The sequence below is a fragment of the Micromonospora sp. NBC_01739 genome (assembly GCF_035920385.1).
Taxonomy (GTDB): Bacteria; Actinomycetota; Actinomycetes; order Mycobacteriales; family Micromonosporaceae; genus Micromonospora.
In genome coordinates, this window is the sequence record NZ_CP109151.1 from 4774214 (window position 1) to 4795044 (window position 20831).

General features: G+C 70.5%; 20 protein-coding genes, 3 tRNA genes and 1 pseudogene. 10 read left to right on the forward strand and 14 right to left on the reverse strand.

Annotation, left to right across the window (positions count from 1 at the left end):
• Positions 1-4: 4 nt before the first annotated feature.
• The 3 genes from OIE53_RS21605 to OIE53_RS21615 all read left to right on the forward strand — a co-directional run bounded on the left by OIE53_RS21605 (position 5) and on the right by OIE53_RS21615 (position 360).
• Positions 5-77, forward strand: a tRNA-Glu gene (locus tag OIE53_RS21605).
• Positions 78-110: 33 nt separating this feature from the next.
• Positions 111-184 (forward strand) — tRNA-Asp (locus tag OIE53_RS21610).
• Positions 185-286: 102 nt separating this feature from the next.
• A tRNA-Phe gene (locus OIE53_RS21615) sits at positions 287-360 on the forward strand.
• Positions 361-473: 113 nt separating this feature from the next.
• On the opposite strand, the gene OIE53_RS21620 is transcribed toward OIE53_RS21615, so the two are convergent.
• Positions 474-845, reverse strand: a complete 372-nt coding sequence (locus OIE53_RS21620; protein WP_327023342.1) for a VOC family protein — start codon at positions 843-845, stop codon at positions 474-476.
• Between the two features lie 166 nt (positions 846-1011).
• Between OIE53_RS21620 and OIE53_RS21625 the strand changes: the two genes are divergently transcribed.
• A complete protein-coding gene (locus tag OIE53_RS21625) occupies positions 1012-1299 on the forward strand; it encodes an SRPBCC domain-containing protein (RefSeq protein WP_327023343.1) in 288 nt (95 codons plus the stop codon).
• A 19-nt stretch (positions 1300-1318) separates the two neighbouring features.
• Here OIE53_RS21625 and OIE53_RS21630 read toward each other — a convergent pair whose 3' ends face one another.
• Positions 1319-1708, reverse strand: coding sequence for a hypothetical protein (locus OIE53_RS21630; protein WP_327023344.1), 390 nt, complete (start codon positions 1706-1708; stop codon positions 1319-1321).
• Between the two features lie 153 nt (positions 1709-1861).
• On the opposite strand from OIE53_RS21630, the gene OIE53_RS21635 reads away from it, so the two are divergent.
• Entirely contained in the window at positions 1862-3199 is a 1338-nt protein-coding gene (locus OIE53_RS21635; protein ID WP_327023345.1) for an ABC transporter substrate-binding protein, read from the forward strand.
• A 64-nt stretch (positions 3200-3263) separates the two neighbouring features.
• On the opposite strand, the gene OIE53_RS21640 is transcribed toward OIE53_RS21635, so the two are convergent.
• On the reverse strand, positions 3264-4010 hold the full coding sequence (locus tag OIE53_RS21640) for an enoyl-CoA hydratase/isomerase family protein (RefSeq protein WP_327023346.1): 747 nt from the start codon (positions 4008-4010) through the stop codon (positions 3264-3266).
• Positions 4007-4918, reverse strand: coding sequence for a 3-hydroxyacyl-CoA dehydrogenase family protein (locus OIE53_RS21645; RefSeq protein ID WP_327023347.1), 912 nt, complete (start codon positions 4916-4918; stop codon positions 4007-4009). The genes OIE53_RS21640 and OIE53_RS21645 overlap by 4 nt, the downstream gene beginning before the upstream one ends.
• 193 nt (positions 4919-5111) lie before the next feature.
• On the opposite strand from OIE53_RS21645, the gene OIE53_RS21650 reads away from it, so the two are divergent.
• Positions 5112-5402: a hypothetical protein gene (locus tag OIE53_RS21650; protein WP_013730883.1), complete on the forward strand. Its 291-nt coding sequence runs from the start codon at positions 5112-5114 to the stop codon at positions 5400-5402.
• Positions 5403-5460: 58 nt separating this feature from the next.
• On the opposite strand, the gene OIE53_RS21655 is transcribed toward OIE53_RS21650, so the two are convergent.
• Positions 5461-6240, reverse strand: coding sequence for a class I SAM-dependent methyltransferase (locus OIE53_RS21655; RefSeq protein WP_327023348.1), 780 nt, complete (start codon positions 6238-6240; stop codon positions 5461-5463).
• A 54-nt stretch (positions 6241-6294) separates the two neighbouring features.
• On the opposite strand from OIE53_RS21655, the gene OIE53_RS21660 reads away from it, so the two are divergent.
• Complete coding sequence (locus OIE53_RS21660; RefSeq protein ID WP_327023349.1) at positions 6295-6681, forward strand: PPOX class F420-dependent oxidoreductase; 387 nt, start codon at positions 6295-6297, stop codon at positions 6679-6681.
• A gap of 174 nt (positions 6682-6855) precedes the next feature.
• On the opposite strand, the gene OIE53_RS21665 is transcribed toward OIE53_RS21660, so the two are convergent.
• Together OIE53_RS21665 and OIE53_RS21670 are read right to left on the reverse strand one after the other, a co-directional pair.
• Positions 6856-7065, reverse strand: coding sequence for a BldC family transcriptional regulator (locus OIE53_RS21665; protein ID WP_007073996.1), 210 nt, complete (start codon positions 7063-7065; stop codon positions 6856-6858).
• Between the two features lie 277 nt (positions 7066-7342).
• A complete protein-coding gene (locus OIE53_RS21670) occupies positions 7343-8182 on the reverse strand; it encodes a hypothetical protein (protein ID WP_327023351.1) in 840 nt (279 codons plus the stop codon).
• 205 nt (positions 8183-8387) lie between these two features.
• Between OIE53_RS21670 and OIE53_RS21675 the strand changes: the two genes are divergently transcribed.
• The gene (locus OIE53_RS21675) at positions 8388-9470 is read left to right on the forward strand and encodes a Glu/Leu/Phe/Val family dehydrogenase (RefSeq protein WP_327023352.1); all 1083 of its coding nucleotides are present in this window, start codon (positions 8388-8390) and stop codon (positions 9468-9470) included.
• Positions 9471-9766: 296 nt separating this feature from the next.
• A complete protein-coding gene (locus OIE53_RS21680; protein WP_327023353.1) occupies positions 9767-9979 on the forward strand; it encodes a DUF3073 domain-containing protein in 213 nt (70 codons plus the stop codon).
• Between the two features lie 147 nt (positions 9980-10126).
• Here OIE53_RS21680 and amcA read toward each other — a convergent pair whose 3' ends face one another.
• The 5 genes from amcA to OIE53_RS21705 form a co-directional block, all read right to left on the reverse strand.
• Positions 10127-10363: a multiple cyclophane-containing RiPP AmcA gene (gene amcA, locus OIE53_RS21685; RefSeq protein WP_327023354.1), complete on the reverse strand. Its 237-nt coding sequence runs from the start codon at positions 10361-10363 to the stop codon at positions 10127-10129.
• Positions 10332-11438: a cyclophane-forming radical SAM peptide maturase AmcB gene (amcB, locus tag OIE53_RS21690; RefSeq protein ID WP_327027321.1), complete on the reverse strand. Its 1107-nt coding sequence runs from the start codon at positions 11436-11438 to the stop codon at positions 10332-10334. The genes amcA and amcB overlap by 32 nt, the downstream gene beginning before the upstream one ends.
• A gap of 168 nt (positions 11439-11606) precedes the next feature.
• The gene (purM, locus tag OIE53_RS21695) at positions 11607-12761 is read right to left on the reverse strand and encodes a phosphoribosylformylglycinamidine cyclo-ligase (protein WP_327023355.1); all 1155 of its coding nucleotides are present in this window, start codon (positions 12759-12761) and stop codon (positions 11607-11609) included.
• Positions 12762-12822: 61 nt separating this feature from the next.
• Positions 12823-14424, reverse strand: a complete 1602-nt coding sequence (gene purF / locus OIE53_RS21700; RefSeq protein WP_327023356.1) for an amidophosphoribosyltransferase — start codon at positions 14422-14424, stop codon at positions 12823-12825.
• 161 nt (positions 14425-14585) lie between these two features.
• A complete protein-coding gene (locus OIE53_RS21705; protein ID WP_327023357.1) occupies positions 14586-14948 on the reverse strand; it encodes a sterol carrier family protein in 363 nt (120 codons plus the stop codon).
• A 527-nt stretch (positions 14949-15475) separates the two neighbouring features.
• Here OIE53_RS21705 and OIE53_RS21710 point away from each other — a divergent pair.
• A complete protein-coding gene (locus OIE53_RS21710) occupies positions 15476-17431 on the forward strand; it encodes a carboxypeptidase-like regulatory domain-containing protein (protein WP_327023358.1) in 1956 nt (651 codons plus the stop codon).
• A 122-nt stretch (positions 17432-17553) separates the two neighbouring features.
• On the opposite strand, the pseudogene OIE53_RS21715 reads toward OIE53_RS21710, so the two are convergent.
• Together OIE53_RS21715 and purL are read right to left on the reverse strand one after the other, a co-directional pair.
• Positions 17554-18048 (reverse strand): annotated as a pseudogene (locus OIE53_RS21715) (2-phosphosulfolactate phosphatase).
• Positions 18049-18067: 19 nt separating this feature from the next.
• On the reverse strand, positions 18068-20776 hold the full coding sequence (purL, locus tag OIE53_RS21720) for a phosphoribosylformylglycinamidine synthase subunit PurL (RefSeq protein ID WP_327023359.1): 2709 nt from the start codon (positions 20774-20776) through the stop codon (positions 18068-18070).
• Positions 20777-20831: the final 55 nt, after the last annotated feature.

Consider the following 20831-nt stretch of genomic DNA (forward strand, 5'->3'; position numbering starts at 1 on the left):
GGCCGCCCTCATCGTCTAGCGGCCCAGGACGCCGCCCTTTCAAGGCGGTAGCACGGGTTCGAATCCCGTTGGGGGCACGGTCCGGCTTCGGCCGGATGCAACACTAGCTAGGTCCTGTGGAGCAGTTGGAGTGCTCGCCGCCCTGTCAAGGCGGAGGTCGCGGGTTCAAGTCCCGTCAGGACCGCAAGCGCTGACGCCGCGCCATTCGCGCGGCGTTCTGCGTATCGGGACAGGTGACCCGTTCGGTGGCGCTCCCGCCAACCGGGTAACATGACCCGAGCACCACGGCCAGGTAGCTCAGTTGGTACGAGCGTCCGACTGAAAATCGGAAGGTCGGCGGTTCGACCCCGCCCCTGGCCACATAGCCTTTCGCCGGGCTACAGAGGTCCCCACCAGCGGAAACGCAGGTGGGGATCTTGCTATCTGCCCTGATCGCCGATCATCCGCCGTGGCCTTCCTCACACGGCCTCAGATCACGGCGGACGAGGGAAATCCAGGTGCTGTCTCAGCGGTGCCCCGCCGAAGCTCAGCTCGTTGCCGTCCGGGTCGTAGAAGTCCGCTTTGCGTACCCCGTTGGGGTAGGTCTCCCGCTTCGCTGGCTCGACCCCCCGGTCCGCGGCAGCGGCGACGAACCCGTCGAGGTCGTCCACGAAGATGGTGAGCAGCGTGTGGCCCGCATGGGCCGGTCGGTGCTCGATGAAGATCGACCGGTGTTCGGCCAGCTCCCACACGGCTTCCGTGTCGCTGGCCACGTAGGACGGCGGAACGCCGAGAAGCTTCTCGTACCAGGCCAGGGCGGCGGGATAGTCGTCCACCGAGATGCCTGCGTAGATGTCGACTGGCATCGACACATCGTACTTGCCACCAAGCAGGGGCAAAGCAGTCAAGTGCCCCTGGGCTCATGGCCACCGGAGCAGCTAGTCCTGTCGCCAGAGATACCAACCCACCGCGGCCCCGACAAGAAGCAGGGCCACCGCGAACAGCGCTCTTGCCGCCGCCGAGGGCATCGGGATGAAGAAGGGCACCTGCTGGGGTCGGGTGCTGATCTGGGATCCGCCCGGTCGGCTGGTGTTCACCTGGCAGATCGGCCCGGATCGGGCGCCGGTGCCGGACCCGGCCCTGGCCAGCGAGGTTGAGGTGCAGTTCACACCGGCGGCAGCGGGCACGCTGGTCGAGGTCACACACCGGCATTTCGACCGGCATGGCGAGGCGGCCGAGGGCTACCGGCAGGCCCTCACCGCCGGCTGGTCCGAGCTGCTCTCCCGGTTCGCCGCGACAGTCGTCGACCGCCCGGGGTGAGGCCGGGCCGCGCGAGCCTTCAGGTGGATCGGTGCCGCAGGGTGGCGATGGTCGACCCGGCGAGGGTCAGCAGGCAGTCCGGCAGGAGTCCGTCGGCCGCCGCCGCACCGAACAGCGCCCGTCCCGTCTCCAGGTCGGAGTTGGCGTACGCGCTGACGAAGCGGGCCACCCACCGGGCGTCGTACTCGGCCTGGTCGATGCCGGGGAAGTCCAGGGCGCAGGCTCCCGGGGGCACCGGGTCACCGACCATGGTCGCGGCCAGACACCAGGCCACGTCGTACGCACCGGTCAGGCCGTCCCGGTCGACGACCGCATCGAAGGTCCCCACCACGGCGTCGGAGTCTCCGTCGAGCGCCGAGCTGAGGATCGCGGTGGCGTCGGCAAGGGTCTGCTGTGGCGAGTCGGTCACGCACCGCACAGTAAGTGCTCCGGTCAAGGAACCCGCTTGTGTCACTCTCCGCACATACGGGAGGCGACCTGCGGATAGACGGCCCTCCACGGTCCCGTCGCCCTTCGCGGCACGTTAGTCTGCGCAGCGGACCTTCGCGGAGGAAGGACGACAATGCACATGTCACGCGGCACGCGGAGCGCTGTTCTGGCGGTCTGCGCCACGGTCCTGCTCGCCACCAGCGCCTGCGGGAACGATGAGCGCGAAGAGACGACCGCCCAACAGGTGCGCCTCTACGGCACCGACGGCAACATGTCGAACTCGTACGCGGAGGAGCTGGGAGATCGTGCCAACCTGGTAGACGGTATGAAGGGCACCATCCCCCTCACACCGCTCTCGGAGGACTTCAAGAAGCGGCTACTGTCCGTGGATCCGAGTCTGGACGGTTTCCTCTACTCCGCAGAGGCGTACGACGCGGTGGTGATCAGTGCTCTCGCTGCGGAACTCGCCGGCACCACCGATCCGCCGGCCATCGCCAAGCAGATCGTCGGGGTCACCAACCACGGCACCCGCTGCGGGGCGGTGGACCAGTGCCTCCAGTTGATCCGCGACGGTGAGGACATCGAGTACCGCAGCGTCTCGATCACCCGGGCCGGGTTCACCGACGCCGGTGAGCCGGCGACCGCCAGCTACGCCACCCAGCACTTCGACGGGCAGCAGCTCAACGACGCCAAGACGGAGTTCGTCGGCGCCGGTGACGAGTCCGCCGCGAGTAGCAAGCGACCGCCGCGCGGCAGCGCCCAGTCCAGCGGGGCACCTCTGGTCTTCGGCGGGTTGCTGCCCAAGAGCGGCGACCTGGCGATCGCGTACCCGCCGCTGGCCGCTGGTGCGGCACTGGCGATCCAGGAGATCAACGCGGCCGGTGGGGTGCTCGGCGAGGAGGTGGTCTGGGTCGACGGTGACGACGGCACCAACCCGGCGATCGCCAAGGAGACCGTGGACCGACACGTCCGGGCCGGGGTCCACGTGATGATCGGCGCCGGCGGCTCCGGCATCTCCGCCGCCGTCCTGGAGGACGTGGTCAAGGCGGGCCGGATCCTGTTCTCTCCCTCCAACACGGCGGCCAGCCTGACCGAGGTGGACGACCGAGGGCTCTACTTCCGCACCGCCCCGCCGGACGGGCTGCAGGGCCGGGCCCTAGCGGACGTGATCCTCCGGGACGGCCCGCACAAGATCGCGATCGTGGCCCGCAAGGACTCCTACGGTGAGGGCCTTCAGAAGACCGTCCAGGGTGAGCTGGAACGGGCCGGGTTCGGCGGCGACAAGGTGAAGCTGCTCAACTACCAACCCGGCGAGGAGGCCGACGCCGCCCCGATCGACTTCAGCGAGGGCGCCAAGGAGATCAAGGATTTCGGTGCCGACGCCATCCTGATCATCGGTTTCGGTGAGTCCGCCGCGGTCATCCGGGCACTCGCGGACGCGGAGGTACCCCTGGCGGCGCTGGGCCGCTGAGCCGACCTGAGGACAACCGGAAAGGTCCGCACCGACCAGGTCGGTGCGGACCTTTCCGGTTGTCTCAGCGTCCGCGTCGACGGTCCAGGAACTCCGTCATCCGGCGACGCTTCTCCTCGTCCTCGAAGAGCACCGCCTGACTGACCAGGTCCAGGTGCGGGTGCGCGGCCGGCGGGGCGTCGACGGCCAGCTTGGTCAACCGAAGCGCCAGCGCGGAACCCTTGGCCATCTCGTCGATCAGTTCGTGGGCGGCCGGCAACAGTTCCTCCGGGGTCGCCACCACCCGGTTGACCAGGCCGATCCGCAGCGCCTCCGCGGCGTCCACCCGCCGCCCGGTGAACAGCAGTTCCTTGGCCCGGGCCTCACCGACCAGCGCCGGCAGGCGGTGGGTGGCCCCGGCTCCGGCCAGGATGCCCAGCCGCACCTCAGGCTGGCCGAACACCGCCCGCTCCGTGCACACCCGAAGATCGCAGCCGTACGCCAGTTCGGCGCCGCCGCCGAGCGCCGGGCCGTCGATGGCCGCGACGGTCGGCATGGGCAGGGCCCGGATGCGGGCGAAGGCGGCCGAATTGATCGCGGCCAGGGCGTCCAGCCGACCCCGTTCGCGCAGTTGGGCGATGTCCGCCCCGCCCGCGAAGATTCCCTCGGTGCCACCGGTCAGCAGCAGCATCCGGGGCCGGGCCTCCAACTCGGCGCAGACCTCGTGCAGGGCCGCGATGAGGTCGGCGTCGATGGCGTTGCGCTTCTCCGGCCGGTCCAGGGTGACCACCAGCCGGTCCGGGTGCTCCTCGATCCGCAGCCCGCCGCTCACTGCGCCGCTCCTGTCGCGGGATCCGATCCCGGGGCCGTCCACTCGGTACCGTCGCTGCGGACCCCGTCGACCCAGCGGTAGAAGCCGTGGCCGGACTTCTTGCCCAGGCGACCGGCCGCGACCATCTCCACCAGCAGCGGTGGCGGGGCGAACCGGTCGCCGTAGGCGGCCTGAAGGGTGCGGGCGATGTCCAGGCGCACGTCCAGACCCACCAGATCGGTCAGTTCCAGCGGGCCCACCGGGTGCCGGTAGCCGAGCACCATCGCCTTGTCGATGTCGGCCGGGCTGGCCACCTCGTCGGCGAGCATCCGGATGGCCTCCAGCCCCAGGGTGACCCCGAGCCGGGAGGTGGCGAAGCCGGGCATGTCGCGTACGACGACGGGGTCCTTGCCCAGCCGACCGGCCAGGGCGCGGGCCGCCTCGGTGGTCTCCTCGGCGGTGGCCGGGCCGACCACGATCTCCAGCAGGGCCATGACCCAGACCGGGTTGAAGAAGTGCAACCCGCAGAACCGCTCCGGTCGGGCCAGTCCGGCGGCCAGGTCGGCGATGGAGATGCTTGAGGTGTTGCTGCCCAGCAGGGCCGGCTCCAGTCGCTCCGCCTCGGCCAGCACGGCCCGCTTGAGCTCCAGCCGCTCCGGTACCGCCTCCACGATCACCTCCGGGGCGGGGGCGACCTCGCCCAGCCCGGCCCGCAGGGTCACCGCAGCCCGGCTGGAGGCGGCCTGCTCGGCGGTCAACTTGCCGCGCCGCACCGCCCGGTCCCACAGTTGGCCGAGTCGTTCGACGGCCGCTGCACCCCGGTCCCGGTCCACCTCGACCAGTTCCACGGCGTAACCCGCACCGGCTGCCACGTACGCGATGCCCAGACCCATCGTGCCGGCACCGACCACCACGAATCGCTGCGTCATCGGCCGATCACCGCACCGTGACGACCCTCGGTCTCCGCCGCGCCGTTGGCGCGCGGGATCACCGCCACGCCGAAGCTGGTCCGTACCCTCCGCTCAGTCATGGTGCGACCCTATGCAGCACGATCATCGTCGCGTGCGTGGGGGCGGCCGAGATCGGGTAGGACCGCTGACAACCAAGGGAAGGGACGAACTGATGAGCCAGGCACCGGAGACCGGTACGGAGGCCCAGGAGACCGTCGAGACGCGCGGCGACGAGCGTGTCGAACTGCTGCGCGCCGACACCAACAACGACGGCCGTACGGACGTCTGGGTGGTCGACACCGACGGCGACGGCAAGGCCGACCTGTTCCAGTTCGACACCGACGGCGACGGCAAGGTGGACGTCACGATGGTCGACATCGACGAGGACGGCCAGCCCGACGAGGTCGTGGACGGCGACGGCGGCCTCCCCCCGGAGCAGCTTCCCCCCACCGTCCAGGTCTGAGCGTTACGGAAGGGCCCCTTGCGGTACGGCAGGGGGCCCTTCTCAACCTTCCACCCGCTCAGCCGGGCAGGTGCAGGGTGGCCAGGTAGTACGGGGCGTCGCGGTCGTCGATGTCGGTCAGCTTCCACGGAGTGCCCCGGACCAGGTCGGCCAGTTCGGCCGGGGAGCAGACCAGGTAGTCGAACCAGGGGGTACTCAACTCGCGGTAGCGCAGCCGCAGCCGCAGTTGCCCACCGAGGCGGCCCTGGCGCCGGTTGGCCTCGTGGTATCCGGTGTGCACCGGATCGCGGGTGCCGTAGGGATCGGTGCCCTGGGCGATCACCTGCGCCCCCGGGTTGGCCATCGCGGCCAGCGCGGTGAGGAAGGCCGGGGCCCGTTCCCGGCCCTCCAGCAGCCCCAGGTTGTTGCCGAGCAGCAGGAAGGTGTCGTACCGCCGTCCGCTGGCGGCGTGCTCGTCCACAGTGCCGAGCACCAGATCGCGTACGCCCCGACGGCGGCACACCGCCAGCGCGCCCGGCGAGACGTCCAACCCGGTGACGGCTACGCCACGCTCCTGGAGCAGCAGCGCGATCCGCCCGGCGCCGACACCGATGTCCAGGGTGGCGCCGCGTACCCGCTGCACCGCCCGGTGGTCGTGGGGTTGCCACTGCGACGGCCCGTCCAGGTACTGGGCGGCGGGCGCCCCGTTGACCAGTCCGTCGTCCCTCTCGATGATCTCGATGACCGGGCGGGGTACCCGCCCGCCGGCCAGCGGGCGGGGGCCGACTCCGGTCGCCACGGCCAGCGCGTCGCGCAGCAGCTCCCCGAAGACGTCACCGATTCGCGGTTCTGTCGTCACATCCGCCACGCTATCGGCCTGCTCATACCCGGCTGACGCCCGTACTCTGAGGGGGTGACCACCTTGGATCGCCTCGCAGCGGAGAAGTACATCCTCCTGACGACCTTCCGTAAGGACGGCCGAGCCGTGCCGACCCCGGTCTGGGCGGTCCGCGACGGTGACGCCCTGGCGGTGTGGACCGCCGCAGACGCCGGCAAGGTGAAACGGATCCGGCGCAGCGGCGAGGTCACGGTGGCGCCCTGCGACGTCCGTGGTCGGCCACACGGCACGGCCGTACCGGCCATGGCGACCCTCTACGACCCGGGCGCCATGGAGCGCATCCGTGGGCTGATCAAGCAGAAGTACCGGGTGTTGGGTCGGCTGAGCCTGCTCGGCAGTCGGCTGCGGCGCGGCCAGGGCGGCACGATCGGCATCCGACTCGAACTCACGGACTCGGACTGACCGATCCGATCTGACCAGCCCGGCAAACCGGCTGAGCGGCCAGTCAGCCGCCGGGCGGCCGTATGTCGAGGTCCCGACCCCAGGACGCCCGGTTTTCATGGCTGAGACGAGCTGAAGGGCGGCGAATCATCAGATCCGCCGCCCTTCAGGCGAGCTTCGTTATCTGTCGGCCGGTCAGTCCCCTTGGCGCTGCTGCGGGATCTGCCCCTGTAGCAGCGCTCTGACCTCCGACTCCCGGTAACGGCGGTGGCCGCCCAGGGTCCGGATGGCACTGAGCTTGCCAGCCTTGGCCCAACGGGTCACCGTCTTCGGGTCGACACGGAACATCGACGCCACCTCGGCCGGTGTAAGTAGCGGCTCTGGTTCGTGCGTTCGCGATGCCATCGGTCACTCCTCCACATGTATAGACATCGGCCGGGGTCCCGCCGGCCGACGCGCCTCCCATGGTCCGGCTAGTCCCCGATGTCCGACATGGGCCGAACGGCCGAACGTCCCTAGACGGACGGATGAACCATGCCCGATTTATGCCACCTTTACACGCCAGAACCTACCTTATTCGGACTCATGATCACGGTTCGTGATGCATCAACTACGAAGGAACCTCAGATTGTGAACGGACATTGTCGGGCATTGTCGGATGAGTTGCTCGGACAATGTCGGACTAGTTACACCGCTCCAGAAGTTGCACGGCACGCCACCGAGCGACCAATTTGTCGTACGCCGCCGAGGCCTCCTCGGCCTCGCCCTCGGACAGCCCGGCCAGTCCCGCCGCGACCAGTTCCGGCGAATCGTCCTCGACCAGGGTCTCGTCCGAGAGCAGGTCCACCAGGCCGCCGTAGTCCAGCTCGACCACGGAGCGCGGGTGGAACTCCTCCAGCCACCGGGCCGCCTCCTCGACCGCCTCGGTGATCGGGGCGTCCCCTACCGACTTGCGCAGCACGGACAGCGCCCGGGAGGAGCGCCGCCGAGCCTTGGAGATCTCCGTACGGAAGCGCAGGGCCCGGCGATCCGGGGCGGTGACGTGCTGCCGCTCCTCGGGGTCGAACAGCACGAACCAGCGCAGCGGCACCCCCCAGGTGGCGATCTGCTCGTGCACCCGGGGCACCCCCCGCTCCAGCACCCGGGCACCGCTGCGCCAGTCCTCCACCACGGCCTTGGCCTGCCCGGCCAGCACGGGTGGGACGAAGGCGTCCGCCAGCACCGGCGGCACTCCGTCCCGGGCGCTCAACGCCGCCTCGGCCACCCGGATCCGCAGGTTCCACGGGCACACCAGCAGCCCCTCGTCGGCCTCCAGGACGTAGGCCTCCTCGGGCAGATCGGGCAGCCGGGTCCAGCCGGCGCCGAGCGCCTCGATCACCGAGGTCCGTTGTCGGCCCGGCCCCTCCACGGGCGCCACTGCCCGCCCCTGTTCGACATAGCGGCGCCAGTACGCCTGGCGGTCCCGGTCGAAGGCGGTCAACGGCTCGTACACGCGCAGGTATGAAGCGAAGAGCGACGGCACGGCGCGATCCTCCCACGAATCGCAAGCCGAGCGTTGCTCGGCGTCACCGTGGCCTGCACCGGTGGGTGCCCGCTGGACGGGACGGCCGACTGGCGAGGGCATCCCGGGCCAGGTCGATACTAGGCTTCGCAGCACCGGCAGCATCCCCGCCGGCGTAGACCAGGTCCGCGTCCCACGAGGGCGCCCGCCGACACAGGAGTCAGCCATGGGCGTATTCGCCAGCACCGACGATCCGGAATCCACCGGCCACGAGCAGGTCGTGTTCTGCCAGGACAAGCAGACCGGCCTCAAGGCGATCATCGGCATCTACTCCACCGCGCTGGGCCCCGCCCTCGGTGGCACCCGCTTCTACCCGTACGACAGCGAAGAGGCGGCCCTGGCGGACGTCCTCGATCTGTCTCGCGGCATGGCGTACAAGAACGCCCTGGCCGGTCTGGACCTGGGCGGCGGCAAGGCGGTCATCTGGGGTGACCCGGCGCAGATCAAGACCGAGGCGCTACTGCGGGCGTACGGCCGCTTCGTGGAGTCCCTGGGCGGGCGCTACTACACCGCCTGCGACGTGGGCACCTACGTGCCGGACATGGACGTGATCGCCCGCGAGACCCGCTACGTCACCGGTCGCAGTGTGGAGCACGGCGGAGCCGGTGACTCCTCCATCCTCACCGCCTGGGGTGTCTTCCAGGGCATGCGGGCCGCGGCCGAGCACGTCTGGGGGGTGCCGACCCTGCACGGCAAGCGGGTCGGTGTGGCCGGTCTGGGCAAGGTCGGTAAGTACCTGGTCGGGCACCTCATCGAGGACGGCGCCGAGGTGGTGGCCACCGATGTCAGCCCGCAGGCCCTGGAGTGGGCCCGCACCACCCACCCCCAGGTCTCGCTGCTGGACGACGCCTCTGCGCTGGTGGCGGCGGACATCGACGTATACGCCCCGTGTGCCCTGGGTGGTGCGCTGAACGACGACACCGTGGCGGCCCTGCGCGCCAAGGTGATCACCGGTGCGGCCAACAACCAGCTGGCCCACCCGGGAGTCGAGAAGCTGCTGGCCGACCGGGGCATCCTCTACGCCCCCGATTACGTGGTGAACGCCGGTGGTGTGATCCAGGTCGCGGACGAGATCGAGGGCTTCGACTTCGAGCGGGCCAAGCTGCGCGCCACCCGGATCTACGACACCACCCGGCAGATCCTGCGGCTCGCCGACGACGAGGGCGTTCCGCCCGCGGTGGCGGCCGACCGGTTGGCCGAGCGGCGGATGGCCGAGATCGGCCGCCTGCGCGCCATCCACCTGCGCTGACGACTCTCCGGTAGGGGCGGGTGGGCCGATCCCGCCCGCCCCGGCCGGTCGATCCCGGTTACGCTGGGAACACGACGCATTCGCCAGGTTCGCCCCCTGTCACGACCGTTCCCGGCATCGCTCCTTACCGGGTACAATGGGTGACGACCGCCTGCCGCAACGCGCGGGGGCGGTCGACGGTAACCCGAGGTGCCGAACGGTGGCATCCCCATGTACCGTAAGAGCCACGAGAGATGCCTGACGTCATCGGGGCCCGCCTTCGGGCTGCCCCGCATTCTGTGCGAGGGGGTCGAGCCATGGGGCGCGGCCGTGCTAAGGCCAAGCAGACAAAGGTGGCCCGGGAGTTGAAGTATCACTCCCCGAACACCGACCTCGCCGCCTTGCAGCGAGAACTCGGCGGCGGCGGCAAGTCGGACCGCAACTTCGACGACGACTACAACGAGTACGTCGACGAAGACGAGGACCATACCGGGGACGACCCGGACAAGTGGGTCCGCCCGACCCGCTGACCCCTGGTCGCATCTGAGCACGCGGTAACTCCCCGCGTGCTCACGTATGTGCCCGCCAAGGCGGCGCAACACCCGACGACTCAAGGGCCTGCCATGCCCGGACCAGAATCCGGTAGCGTGGCAGGCCCTTGAATCAGCCCGGTCGGCTCATCGTGGCCGGTTGTTCCAGTTGTAGAACGTCGGGATGTTCTCGAAGTGGTTCCAGGCGCAGACCGCGCTGGCGCCGTCACCACCTGCCACCTCCGCCCGTGACCGTCGCGCGGCATCGGCCTCGTGCAGGAGAGCGGTGAGCCCGGCAGCGGCCTCCCGCACCTTGGCGCCGACCTGGTCGCAATCCTCTCCGGTCGCTGGCTCAGGTTCCCGACGGCTGGTGGTTTCGGGCATGCTCCAACACTCCCTCCAGTAAGCGGATCTTGCTGTTGCGGCAGTGCTCGGTCTCCGTACCGTCAAAACGCCCCAGCTCGAAGTACCGGTTGGCCGCGTGGCCCCCGCCACAGAATCCGAAGTAGGGGCAGGAGGAACGGCAGGCCTCCACCCCGGTCAGGAACTCCCCGACCCAGGCCGTCCGCTCGGTGGCCTCCTCGAGGATCGTGTGCAGCGGGGTGCGGAGCACGTTTCCGCTGCTGAAATCGCCGTACCGCGGGTCGGTGAAGCCGGCCAGTTCGGGCGAGAGCACCACCACCGAGCCGTCGTAGGCGATCGTCGGGATCGGGTCGAGTCGCCGAGGCAGCAGATCATCCGCGGTGTCGTTCAGCACCGCGGCGGCGTACCGGAGCGACCACTCGACCTCCCGCAGATGGATCTGCGGCTGCCGGCGCCAGGCGGCCACCAACTCGGCCCAGAACCCGGTCACCAGGGCCGGATCGTGGGCGTTGTCCCGGGTGTTGACTCCCTCGGTCTCCTCGATGTTCACCCCGAGCACCTCACAGCCGAGGTCGAGGCAGTAGTCGTACAGCTCCGCCGCCCGGCCAGGAGCCGGGTCGTTCACCACCGCCAGCGCCGAGAACGGCAGCCCGTGCCGGCGCAGGGCCGCCACCCCACGGACGATCCGGTCGTACGCGGGCCGGCCGGAGCGGGTCACCCGCTCGGTGTTGCGCTCCCGGGGACCGTCCACGCTGACGCTGACCCGCATGCGATGGGTCACGAAGAACTCGCACCAGGCGTCGTCGATCAAGGTGGCGTTGGTCTGGACGTGGTGCTCCACCTCCGGGCCGAAGGGTGCCATCAGCGCGGCCAACTGCTCACGACCGGCGGCCAGCGGCTCACCCCCGTGCCAGACCACGGAGAACCGGGCCTCCGCTGCCCAGGGGTTCACCGAGGCGGCCACCGCCTGCGCCACCTCGACGGACATCCGCCGGTCGACCGCCCGCAGGGGCAGATAGCAGTAGGCGCAGTCCAGGTTGCAGAGGGTGGTGGGCTGCATCACGACGTACGACGGAACGGCGGTCAGCCCACGCATCCCGGGTATCGGTCGTCCCCGTGCAGCCATCGCCCTCCTCATAGCGGTAGAAGGCTGCCGGGACACCCCGGCAGGTCATGCCCCGCAGCGTTGAGGGTGCCCTACAGGCTAGGCCGCGACGGCTGCTCGGGTGAACCCCGGACCAGGCGCCCGGAAGATCGGGTCACCTCAGCCGCGGGTGTGCTGGCCGACCATCTTCACCTCGCCGGTGCCCTCGATGACCTCGCCCACCTGCCAGGCGTCGACCCCCCGGCCGGTGAGGGTGGCCAGGGCCCGGTCGGCGTCCTCGGCCGAGACGATCGCGAACATGCCGACCCCCATGTTGAAGGTCGACTCCATCTCCGGGTCCTCGATCCGTCCCTTGGACTGGATCAGGTCGAAGATCGGCTGCGGGCGCCAGGTGGAGCGGTCGACCACCGCGTCCACGTGCTCGGGCAGGATCCGCACCAGGTTGCCGGGGATGCCGCCGCCGGTGACGTGGGCCAGCGCCCGCACCTCGGCCTCGGCGATCAGCTTGAGGCAGTCCTGGGCGTAGATCTTGGTGGGGGTGAGCAGCTCCTCGCCCAGGGTCCGCTGCCGACCGAAGTCGTCGATCACCACGTCCAACCGCATCCGTCCCGCGCCGAGCAGCACGTGCCGGACGAGGGAGTAGCCGTTCGAGTGCAGACCGGACGAGCGCATCGCGATCACCACGTCGCCCACCTCGACCCGCGCGGGGCTGAGGATCTCGCTCTCCTCCACCACCCCGACACCGGTGGCGGAGATGTCGTACTCGTCCGGACGCAGCACGCCCGGGTGCTCGGCGGTCTCGCCACCGAGCAGCGCGCAGCCCGCGTAGCGGCAGCCGTCGGCGATGCCGGCGCCGATCTCGGCGACCCTGTCCGGCACGACCTCGCCGGTGGCGATGTAGTCGAGCAGGAACAGCGGCTCGGCGCCGCAGGCGACGAGATCGTCGACGACCATCGCGACCAGGTCGATGCCGACCGTGTCGTGGATGTTCATCTGCTGGGCGATCACCAGCTTGGTGCCGACCCCGTCGGTGGAGGAGGCCAGGATCGGGTTCTTGTACTTGGTGGTGTCGAGCCGGAACAGGCCGGCGAAACCGCCGAGGTCGCCCATCACCTCCGGCCGGCGAGTCTGCTTGACCTTGGACTTCAGCAGCTCGACGGCGCGGTCACCCGCCTCGATCGACACACCGGCGTCCGCGTACGAGACCGAACGTTTGCGAGCCTGACGGCCGGTGCCGGCAGTCCAGGGCTGGCGGTCGCCGCCAGCGCCGGTCGGGCTGCTTCCTGCGCCGCTGCGCTCGGACACGTGCGTCACGGTTCTCCCCTTTGTGGTTCTCGGCTGCTGGTCGACGGTGACCGACCGCAACCGGGCGATGCTACGGGCGGTTTGTGGTGGCCGACATCTTCAGGTCGGAGCGCGAGGTACGGCGTGCCCGGCTGAGATCGTCGTCGGCCCCCGCAGCGGCGACGAGCGGAGGGACGGTTTGCTCGACGGAGTCGGTGTCGTCCGAGTTGTGGGCGACGCGACGGCCGATTCCTTCTAGAACGTGCTTGCCGATCAGGTTGCCGACGGGAAGTTCGATCGGATACTCCCCGTCGAAACAGGCCCGGCACAGACGGGTCTTGGGCTGCTCGGTCGCGGCGATCAGGCCGGACAGTGAGACGTAACCCAGGGTGTCGGCACCGATGGAACGCCGGATGCCCTCGTTGTCCAGGCCGTTGGCCAGCAACTCGGCCCGGGTGGCGAAGTCGATGCCGTAGAAGCAGGGCCAGGACACCGGCGGAGAGGAGATGCGGACGTGCACCTCCAGGGCGCCGGCCTCGCGCAGCATCCGGACGATCGCCCGCTGGGTGTTGCCCCGGACGATGGAGTCGTCGACCACGACCAGGCGCTTGCCGCGTACGTTCTGCCGAAGCGGGTTGAGCTTGAGTCGGATGCCCAGCTGGCGCAGGGTCTGCGACGGCTGGATGAAGGTGCGTCCGACGTACGGGTTCTTCATCAGGCCGGCGCCGTAGGTGATGCCGGACTCCTCGGCGTAGCCGATCGCCGCCGGGGTGCCCGACTCCGGAACCGGGATGACCAGGTCGGCCTCTACCGGGTGTTCCTTGGCCAACTGCCGGCCGATCTGCACCCGGGCCGCGTGCACGTTGCGACCGGCGATGGTGGCGTCCGGACGGGCGATGTAGACGTACTCGAAGAGGCAGCCCTTGGGCTCGGGGGCGGCGAACCGGGTGGACCGCAGCCCCTCGGCGTCGATCGCGATCAGCTCGCCGGGCTCGACCTCACGGACCACGCTGGCACCCACGATGTCCAACGCCGCCGTCTCGCTGGCCACCACCCAGCCCCGCTCCAACCGGCCGAGCACCAGGGGGCGTACGCCGTGCTGGTCGCGGGCGGCGTAGAGGGTGCTCTCGTCCATGAAGACGAAGCTGAACGCGCCGCGCAGCCGGGGCAGGACCTCCAGGGCCGCCGCCTCCACGGAGAGATCCGGTCGACTGGCCAGCAGCATGGTGACCAGGGAGGTGTCGTTGGTCGACCCGTCCGCGCTCAGGCCCCGCTCGGCCGCCTCACGCTGCAACTCGGCGGTGTTGACCAGGTTGCCGTTGTGCGCCAGGGCGATCGTGGTGCCGGCGCTGGTGGCCCGGATGGTCGGCTGGGCGTTCTCCCAGGTGGAACCACCCGTCGTGGAGTAGCGGGTGTGCCCGATCGCGAGATGCCCGCGCAGGCTGGCCAGGGTCGGCTCGTCGAAGACCTGGGCCACCAGGCCGAGATCCTTGTAGACCACCACGCCGGAGCCGTCGCTGACCGCTATCCCGGCCGCCTCCTGCCCCCGGTGCTGTAGTGCGTACAGCCCGAAGTAGGTGAGATTGGCGACCTCTTCCTCCGGCGCCCAGACGCCGAAGACGCCACAGGCGTCCTGGGGGCCAGGTCGTTGGGGATCAAGGTCGTGGCTCAGCCGGCCGTCGCCTCGGGGCACCTACCGCTCCCTCTTGCTGGTCTGGACTGGCCTGGCGGAACCCCAAAGGGCCTGCTCCGCTGATTGGCCGGGACCACACTGTCGTCGCCTGACAGTGTACGCGAATCCAAGTCGCCACATACAGTCACGTTGTCACCGCTAAAGGTCAGCGGCAACATGCGTCACTCCAGTTCGAGGGGCAGGTACGGGGAGAGGTCCGCGCGAGCACCACTCGCCCGTACGCGACCCTCCGTGACCGCTTGGGCCCAGTCGAGTCGTCCGGTGGCCAACTCGAGCCAGGTTTGCGGATCCATCTCGACCGTGTTCGGAGGTGTACCGCGGGTGTGTCGCGGACCCGGAACGCACTGAACTGCACCGTAAGGTGGGACGCGCACCTCCACCGATCGGCCGGGGGCACGATCCGCAAGGGTGGTCAATAAGGCCCTTACCGCCGCACGGATGACCGACCGTTCAGGTGTGCGGCCCTCATCGAGCGCCGCCATCACCGCCGCGACCGCGGCGGACTTATCGCACGGAGAGGACACGACGGGACGATACGGCCTCGCCCCGCCACGCTTCACGCTGGCCCTGGGTCGCGCCGATCCGCCCCGACAAGGCATAGTTGCCGACGGCGTATTCGTACCGTGATGTTCCCCAGGCCTGGCACCCCGCCGGCCAGGGAAGATCAGTCCGGAAGGCGGTGGACGTGTCAACACACCGACGAGCCTGGCAAACGCGGGCCGGTGTGGTCGTGGCGCTGATTGTGGGTGCCCTGCTCGCGGTCCCCGCCACACCCGCCCTCGCCGCCCCCAGCGTCAACAACGTCTCGGCATCTCCGAGCGCCGTTGAGGCGGGTAAGACCACCACCGTGAGTTACTCGCTGAGCTTCGGTGACGACGCCGTCCCGGTGGACATCACCGTCAGCTCGAACAACGGAAAATTGAGGTGCGTCGACGGCTGTGAGCGCAGGCGCGTTGATGCAGCTGGCACTCTCCAAGCCACCTTCCAACTCGCAAATGACGCCTCCAACGGGTCAGCCACGATTACCGTCAAGGCCGTTGAGTCTCAGGGTGTGATTCGGCGGGATGCCGAGGCCTCGACGAACGTGACGATGGTCGCTGCTCCCCCGCCGCCGACCACTCAGGCGCCGCAGACGGTCCGGTCGATCTCCGGCAAGGTGGTCAACCAGGCCGGTGACGGGGTGGCGAACGCGTACGTCCTGCTCAAGGACAGCGCCGGTAAGCAGTACGAGACCAACACGAACTCCGACGGCAACTTCCGCTTCACCGGCAGCAACGACCGCCCCATCGCGCCGGGCCGGATCGACATCGGTGCCAGCGCGAACAGTGTCCGGGAGGTCGTGAGCTTCACGGCGAACGCCGGTCAGAGCGTCACCGGACAGCGGATCACCCTGGCGATCCAGGCCTCGAACAGCCCGAGTCCCACCCCGTCGGCCAGCGAGTCCGCGGTGCCGACGGAGGACCCCTTCGACGACGAGTTCGCCGAGGATGAGGAGACTCCCCCCGGCGAGTCTGCGGCCCCACCGGCCCAGGCCGGCAACGAGGACTCCGGTGGCTTCGGCAGTTGGCTGCTGGTGCTGCTCGGCGGTCTGTTCGTTGCCGTCGGTGTCGGCACGATCGTGCTGCTGTGGATGAGGCGTAAGGAGAACGAGGACGGCGACGTCGACGGGGACGCCCCCGCCGCCGCCCCCGCTGGCGCTGTTCCGGCGGCCCGAGGCAACTTCGTCAGCGCGGACGACCAGACCCGCGTAGTCAACCGGGTCGGCGCCACGCCCGACCCGACCATGGTCGCCGGTGCCGGGATCAGCAACGCGCCGACGATGATGCACCAGCCGGTGGTCGACGACGTTCCCCCGGACCCGTACGGCGCACCCGCACAGCCCTACGGCGCTGCGGGCGGAGCCGGCCAGGCCTGGTCGGGCGGTCGCTACGGCGACGAGCCCGCCGGCTACGGCACCCCCGGCTATGGCAGCACCCCGTCGTCGGGTGCCGGGTATGGCGGCCGTGACTACGGTGCCGGCGGTGCCGGGGCGGACTACCCCCCGGCTGGCGGTGGCGCTGCCGGCTACGGCGAGCGGTACGACGAGCCGACCGGCCGTTACACCGGTGACGAGACCCGTTACCCCGCGCCCGCCGACCCCTACGCGACCGGCCTGTACGAGCAGGACGCGGGCCAGGGTTACGGCCAGAGCGAACCCACCGGCTACGGCCGTGGGGAGACCGGCGGATACGGCCGGGGTGAGTCCGGTGGCTACGGCAAGAGCGAGCCGACCGGCGGATACGGCCGGACCGAGCCCACGAGCGGGTACGGCCAGGCCGACCAGCCCGGCTACGGCCAGGCCGGGTCGACCAGCGCCTACGGTTCGACGGAGCCGGACTACGGCCGGGGCGAGCCGACCGGTGGTTACGGCAGCGCAGCCACCAGCGGGTACGGCCAGAGTGAGCCGACCGGCGGGTACGGCCAGGCTGGGCCGGCGGGCGGATACGCCTCCAGCACCCCCACCAGCTACGGCCCGAGCGAGCCCACCGGGTATGGCAAGAGCGAACCGACCAGCTACGGCCCGAGCGAGCCCACCGGGTATGGCAAGAGCGAACCGACCAGCTACGGCCAGGGCGAGCCCACCGGCTACGGCCGGGGTGAGCCTGCCGGCGGGTACGGCCAGGCCGAGCCGACCGGCGGCTACCCGGCGCAGCCCGGCGGGTACGGACAACCGGCGGAGGGCTACGGCCAGCCCGGCGGGTACGACGACGCCAGTCGCTACGGCGGCTACGGCCAGGGCGGTGGCTACGGCCAGGAGCAGCCGCAGCAGCGCGGTGGCTACGGCAGCGGCTACGAGCAGGGCGGCGGGTACGGCCAGGAGCAGCCACCGCGCCAGCGCGAGAGCTACGACAGCGGCTACGAGCAGGGCGCTGGCTACGGCGCCGATCCGGCACAGGCCGGCCGTGCCCGGCCGGAAGCCGGCCCGGGAGAGCGCGGCGGACGCCGGCTCGACTGGCTGGACGACTGAAGCGACGCTTTAGGAGGACGACGGAGCGGTGACGGCGGGCATCATCTGCCGCAGCCGCCCGTCGTCCTCCCCGGCGCGTCCAGCCTTTGGTGTCGCCAGCCGCGAGGACGAAGACGTCCTCGCTAGGCCCGGGTGAAGACGCCCTGCCGCAGCAGTGGGACCACGGCCGAGGTGTCCAGGCGTACGGCGATCTCGACATCCTCGGCGAAGCCGGCGTCGATCAGTTCACGGCCGGAGACACAGCCCCGGATCGCCGCCGGTACGTCCGGAATGCTGGCCAGCGCGGCCAGTGCCACGGCGGCATCCACGGAGAGGCCACCGGTCACCCCGGACAGCGCATCGAGCACGCTCGCCGCACCGAGTTGATCCTCCACCGCCGGGCGCAGCGAGCCGTCCGGCCAGCGTTCCCCGCCGCGATCACCCCGATCGGTGCGGTCGTCGAGCCGTACCCCTGGCTCAGCAGCCAGTGCCCGACGGCGACCGCGCCCGACCGCCACCTCGACGGTGGTGGTGAACGACAACACGTCCACCACCACCAGCACGGCACAGACCCGGCCTAGTTCGGCCGCCCCGGCCAGGCCCCAGTCGAACCAGGCCCCGGAACCGGACTGGGTCAGGTCGGGCCCGGCCGACACCTCAGCGTTCGTCGGCGGTCGGCTGCGTTCCCGGCGCTTCGGCGGTGGGGTCACCCTCACCGGTCGGCCGGCGGACCGGCGGTGCCGCCCGCTCGACCTGCTCGACGGCCGGTTCGGCACCCGCCGCCTCTGGTGCGGACGACTCGGGGTCCTCCTCCGAAGGCGCCGCCACGCCGGCCTGCTCGCCCTCGGCGGTCGCCCCGGCCTCGGCCTCGCTCACCGGGGCAGACTCGACCACCGGCGCGGCCTCGACCGCGGCGTCCGGGGCCGACTCGACCGGGGTGACCCCGCCGAACAGGGCCGGCAGGGTGGCGCTGTGCGCCTCGCGCAGCTCGTCCAGGCCGATCCGGAACTGGCCGAGCACCTCAAGCGCACCGGCGGAGGGGTCGGTGACCCCGATCGGTTCCCACGGCACGCCGTAGTCCGTGCAGAGGGCGGTGAACGCCTTCTCGTGGCCCCGGGGCACCGAGACCAGCACCCGGCCGGCGGACTCGCTGAACAGGAAGACGAAGGGCATGGAGTTGCCCTCGAAACGCTCCGGCACCACGATCCGGGCGCCGACGCCGTGCCGCAGGCAGGACTCCACCAGGCTCTGCGCGAGACCTCCGTCGGAGAGGTCGTGCGCCGAGCTGAGGTGACCGACTCGGGCGGCGGCGGCCAGCAGCTCACCGAGCTGCTTCTCCCGGGCCAGGTCGACATGCGGGGGTACGCCACCGAGGTGCTGGTGGGTCACCCAAGCCCATTCCGAGCCGGAGAGTTCCACATGGGTCTCGCCGAGCAGGAAGAGCTGGTCGTGGTCGCCGCTGGGCCGCGGGACGAAGCCCATCGCCACCCGCTCGGCGACGTTCTCCAGGACGCCGAGCACCCCGACGACCGGGGTCGGGTGGATGGCCGCCGCCCCGGTCTGGTTGTAGAAGCTGACGTTTCCGCCGGTGACCGGGATGCCCAGCTCGGCGCAGCCGTCGGCGAGGCCGCGTACCGCCTCGGCGAACTGCCACATCACGCCCGGGTCCTCCGGGGAGCCGAAGTTCAGGCAGTCCGTGACCGCGATCGGGGTCGCGCCGGTGACCACCACGTTGCGGTACGCCTCGGCCAGGGCCAGCTTGGCGCCGTGGTACGGGTCGAGTCGGGCGTACCGGCCGTTGCCGTCGACCGACAGGGCCACTCCCAGGCCGGTCCGCTCGTCGATCCGGATCACGCCGGAGTCCTCCGGCTGGGCGAGCACGGTGTTGCCCAGCACGTAGCGGTCGTACTGCTCGGTGACCCAGGTCTTGTCGCACAGGTTCGGCGAGGCGATCATGCGCAGCACGGTCTCGCGCAGCGCCTCCGGGTCGGCCGGCCGGGGCAGGGTCTCGGCCCGGTCGGCCTGGAGCAGGATCAGGTCGGCCGGCTCCCGCATCGGGCGGGCGTAGACCGGACCGTCGTCCACCAGCGAGCCCGGCGGCACGTCGACCACCAGCTGGTCCCGCCAGGTGATCAGCAGTCGACCCGGCTGGCCGTTCGGCTCGGGCGGGGTGACCTCACCGATGGCGGTGGCCAGCACCCCCCACTTCTCGCAGGTCTTGAGGACGGTCTCGAGCTTGGCCGGCTCGACGACCAGCAGCATCCGCTCCTGGGACTCGCTGGCCAGGATCTCGTGCGGGTCCATCGAGGGCTCACGCAGCGGCACCCGCTCCAGCCAGACCCGCATGCCGGTGCCCGCTGCCGCGGCGGTCTCGGTGAGGGCGCAGGTCAGCCCGGCTCCGCCGAGGTCCTGGATGCCGGCGACCAGTTCGGCGTCGTACAGCTCCAGGCAGGCCTCGATCAGCAGCTTCTCGATGAAGGGGTCACCGACCTGCACGGAGGGGCGACGCTGCTCACTGCCCTCGGAGAAGGTCGCGCTGGCCAGCACCGACACGCCGCCGATGCCGTCGCGCCCGGTCTTGGCGCCCATCAGCACCACGACATTGCCGGGGCCGACAGCGGCCTTGTTCTGCAACCGGCTCACCGGCAGTACGCCGAGGCAGAGGGCGTTGACCAGGGGGTTTCCCTGGTAGCAGGGGTCGAAGACCACCTCGCCGCCGATGTTGGGCAGGCCCAGGCAGTTGCCGTACCCGCCGACTCCGGCCACCACCCCGGGCAGTACCCGGGCGGTGTCGGGGTGGTCGGCCGCGCCGAAGCGCAGCGGGTCCATCACCGCTACCGGACGAGCGCCCATGGCGAGGATGTCCCGGACGATGCCGCCGACCCCGGTGGCCGCACCCTGGTACGGCTCGACGAAGCTCGGGTGGTTGTGCGACTCGACCTTGAAGGTCACCGCCAGCTCGTCGGAGACCCGCACCACACCGGCGTTCTCCCCGATGCCGGCCAGCAGCCGGTCACTCGGCGGGGCCTTCTCGCCGAACTGGCGCAGGTGCACCTTGCTGGACTTGTAGGAGCAGTGCTCGCTCCACATGATCGAGTACATCGCCAGCTCGGACTGGGTGGGCCGGCGGCCCAGGATGTGCCGGATGCGGTCGTACTCGTCGTCCCGGAGCCCCAGTTCGGCGTACGGCTGAAGTTCGGACGGAGTGCCCTCGGCGCGCGGCACGGTGTCCACCCGGTCCGCCCAGTCGGCCTGCCCGGAGGCGTGCCGGACCGGCGCGGCGGCCGGATATGGCTGGACCGGCTGTGCCGGCGTGGCCGGGACTGCCTCCGGGGTCTCCCGTACCGGGTCCGGATGCGTAGTCATGACCTCTCCTCGTTGCGCTCGCCGCCGTACCGGCGGGTGAGCCGACCGATGATCC